This window comes from Mesorhizobium sp. M7A.F.Ca.CA.004.06.1.1, assembly GCF_003999135.1.
Lineage (GTDB): Bacteria > Pseudomonadota > Alphaproteobacteria > Rhizobiales > Rhizobiaceae > Mesorhizobium.
Genome location: NZ_RZPQ01000599.1, coordinates 1 through 3,661 on the forward strand (window position 1 = coordinate 1; position 3,661 = coordinate 3,661).

General features: G+C 64.4%; 3 protein-coding genes. All 3 read right to left on the reverse strand.

Annotated features, from left to right (window positions below; all coding sequences use genetic code 11):
- The coding region (locus EN906_RS26540) for a sensor histidine kinase KdpD (RefSeq protein WP_164777371.1) at positions 1 to 2,154 on the reverse strand (2,154 nt) is incomplete at its 3' end.
- 54 nt (positions 2,155 to 2,208) lie between these two features.
- Positions 2,209 to 2,775 carry a potassium-transporting ATPase subunit KdpC gene (gene kdpC / locus EN906_RS26545; RefSeq protein ID WP_127267747.1) on the reverse strand — a complete coding sequence of 189 codons (567 nt, stop codon included), beginning with the start codon at positions 2,773 to 2,775 and terminating at the stop codon, positions 2,209 to 2,211.
- 59 nt (positions 2,776 to 2,834) lie between these two features.
- Positions 2,835 to 3,661: HAD-IC family P-type ATPase (locus tag EN906_RS26550; protein WP_127375488.1), on the reverse strand; the 827-nt coding region annotated here is incomplete at its 5' end.

Sequence of the window (3,661 nt, forward strand, 5' to 3'; positions counted from 1 at the left end):
CTCGGATTCGTCGAGCACCGTCGACAGCAGTTCAGCCCGGTCCGGTTCGGGAAGCGCTGCTGAAAAATCCCGCAGCGTGCCGGCCGCGCCCATGATGGCGGCGAGCGGCGTTTTCAGATCATGGGAAATGGAGGTGAGCAGCGCCGAGCGCAGCCTGTCCGCCTCAGCGGCGAGCTTGGCGCGGTCGACGTCGGCAACCAACTGAATACGCTCGATGGCGACCGCCTCCTGGTCGGCCAGTGCGTCAAGCAGCCGCTGCTGCTCGGGCGTCAGCAGCGGACCCTGCTTGTCGTTGTCGAGGCCGACGACCCCGATGGCCGTGCGCCCCGTGCGCAAGGGCAAATAGAGGCGCCTGGCGCCCGGAAGCGTGTCGGCGCCGCGACCCGCGGCACGATTGTGCTCCCAGGCCCAGCGGGCGGCGGCGATGTCGGCCTCGGCCAGCGTGTCGTCGGGCGGATAGCCGGCCTTGACGGTGATGGTCCCGTCCTCCGGCAAAAGCAGCACCACCCGCAGCTTCAGCATCGAGGCGATCTGGAAGGCAGTAGCCCAAAGGACGTCGTCGAGCGTGCCGGCGCCGGCGAGCTTCTTTGAAAAGAGGTAGATGTCTTCCGTGGCCCGCGCCCGCGAGCGGGCGGCGACCGCCTGGCGCTGCACGCGCGCCGTCAGATTGCTGGCGATGACCGCAACGACGAGAAAGACGCCGAGCGCGACGATGCTCTCCGGATCCCGGATCGTCAGCGTATAGCGAGGCTCCAGGAAGAAATAATTGAAAGCAAGGGCGCTGGCGAAACAAGCGTACAGAGCCGGCCACAGACCGCCCGTTACCGCCGATGCCAGTACGCCGATGAGAAGAATGATCGCCAGGTTGCGAACGTCGAGAAACTGGTCGAGAACGACGGCGAAGGCGAGCGAACCGATGACAAAGGCCGTGGCCTTGAGATAGGGCCAGATCTCGAACTGCCACTGCTCGTCCGCCGCCTTGACACTCCTCGACGTCACCTCGGCATTGCGTTCGGTTCCTGAAATGACATGGACGCTGATGTCGCCGGCATTGCGGATGAGATCGTAGGTGAGCGAACCTTCGATCAATTCCCGCCAGCGCGACCGGGTCGGCCTGCCGACCACGATATGGGTGAAATTGTTCGCCGTCGCATGGCGAACAATGTCCTGCGCGATGTTCTGACCGGGAATGGTGGTCACCTCGGCGCCGAGCTGTTCGGCAAGCCGCAGGTTCGTAGCGAGCCGATCCTTGTCCGCTTCGGGCATGCTGGCCGAGCGAGGGCTGTCGACATGCAGCGCCGTCCACGGGGCACGGAGCCGGTCGGCCAGCCTGCGCGCATAGCGAATACGCGCCGCCCCGCCCGGACGCGCGTCGACGCAGACGAGAACCCTTTCCCCCGCGGCCCACGGTCCGGGAATGGCGTGGGCCTGCATATGGATCAGCAACTGGTCGTCGACGCGCTGCGCGGTGCGGCGCAGCGCCAGCTCCCTGAGCGCCGTCAGATTGCCCGGCGAGAAATAGTTCTCGATCGCGCGCTGCGCGGTGTTGGGGAAATAGACCTTGCCTTCCTCGAGCCGCTTGATCAGGTCGTCGGGGGTGAGATCGATGATCTCGACATCGTCGGCCTGGTCGATGATGGAATCGGGGACCGTCTCGCGAACCCTGACCTTGGTGATCTGGGCGACGACGTCGTTCAGGCTTTCGACATGCTGGATGTTGAGCGTCGTGTAGACGTCGATACCGTGCGTCAGGATTTCCTGGACATCGAGATAGCGCTTGGGGTGCCGGCTGCCAGGCGCATTGGTGTGGGCGAGTTCGTCGACGAGAACCAGCGCCGGGCGCCGGGCGAGGATGGCGTCGATATCCATCTCGTCGAGGATGCGCCCCTTGTAGTCGACCTTGCGGCGGGGAATGACCTCATAGCCCTCGACCAGGGCCAGTGTCTCCTTGCGCCCATGCGTCTCGACGACACCGATCACCACATCCACGCCGTCGGTCAGCCTGGCGCGGCCCGACATCAGCATCTCGTAGGTCTTGCCTACGCCGGGAGCGGCACCCAGGAATATCCGCAGCCGGCCGCGACCTTCCCGCTCGGCATGGTCAAGCAGTGCGTCGGGAGAAGGTCTAGCGTCGTTGCTTCTGTCGTCCGGCATCGGGATCGATCATGGATGGCGCCGGGGATACTGTCGATCCCCGGCCCGCACCATTCACTGTTTCGCGGCGTCCAGCGCAAGGTTGAGACCGAGCACATTGACCACCGGTTCGCCCATGAAGCCAAGCTCCCTGCCCTCGACTTGGGCATCGACAAGCGCCTTGACCTTGGCTTCATCGATCCCCCTGGCCTTGGCCACCCTGGCGGCCTGGAAGTAGGCTGCTTCGGGACTGATATCGGGATCGAGGCCACTGCCGGACGTCGTCACCAGGTCCATCGGGACGGGCTGGTTCGGATTCTGCGCCTTCAATCTTTCCGCGTCGCCCTTGATGCGGTCGATCAGCTTGGGATTGGTCGGGCCGAGATTGCTGCCGCTCGAGGCGGCGGCGTTGTAGCCGTCGCCGGCGGCCGAGGGGCGGCCATGGAAATACTTGTCGCTGGCAAAGCCCTGGCCGATCAGCTCGGAGCCGATGACCTTGCCATCCTTCTCGATCAGGCTGCCATTGGCCTGGCGCGGGAAGATCGCCTGGGCGATGCCGGTCATGCCCAAGGGATAGATCAGGCCGGTCAGGACCGTGAAGAAGACGATCATGATGATCGCGGGTCTTATCTGGGTGAGCATGGAGATGTTCCTCAAAGCAATTCCAGGGTTTCCGTCCGGAATTGCGTTAAAACAAAGAGTTAAGCGAGGCCAAGCGCGGTGACGATCATGTCGATCGCCTTGATGCCGACGAACGGCACGATGAGGCCGCCGAGGCCGTAGACAAGCAGATTGCGGCTGAGCAGCGCCCCGGCGCCAATGGCGCGATATTTGACGCCCTTCAGCGACAGCGGGATCAGCGCGATGATGATCAGTGCGTTGAAGATGATGGCCGACAGGATGGCGCTTTGCGGCGTCGCCAGATGCATGACGTTGAGTGCCTGCAGCGGGCCGGTCGTCTGTCCCGGTGCGACGTAGAAGACGGCGAACATCGCCGGAATGATGGCGAAATACTTGGCCACGTCGTTGGCGATCGAGAAGGTCGTCAGCGAACCCCGCGTCATCAAGAGCGCCTTGCCGATCTCGACGATCTCGATGAGCTTGGTCGGATCGCTGTCGAGATCGATCATGTTGCCGGCCTCGCGGGCGGCAACCGTGCCGGTGTTCATGGCGACGCCGACATCGGCTTGTGCAAGGGCGGGTGCATCGTTGGTGCCGTCGCCGCACATGGCCACCAGCTTGCCCTTGGCCTGTTCGTCGCGGATCAGCTTCAGCTTGTCCTCCGGTGTGGCCTGCGCGAGGAAGTCGTCGACGCCGGCTTCCGCGGCGATGGCTGCTGCCGTCATCGGATTGTCGCCGGTGATCATCACCGTGCGGATGCCCATGCGGCGCAGTTCGGTGAAGCGCTCCCGGATACCGCCCTTGACAATGTCCTTGAGGGGGATGCCGCCGAGCAGGCGGCCGTCGCGTTCGACCGCCAGCGGCGTGCCGCCGGACTTGGCGATCTCGTCGGCGATGGACTGGAGAT

Excerpts from the sequence above, each read along its gene's own strand:
- kdpC (WP_127267747.1), bottom strand. The coding sequence starts at position 2,775 with ATGCTCACCCAGATAAGACCCGCGATCATCATGATCGTCTTCTTCACG.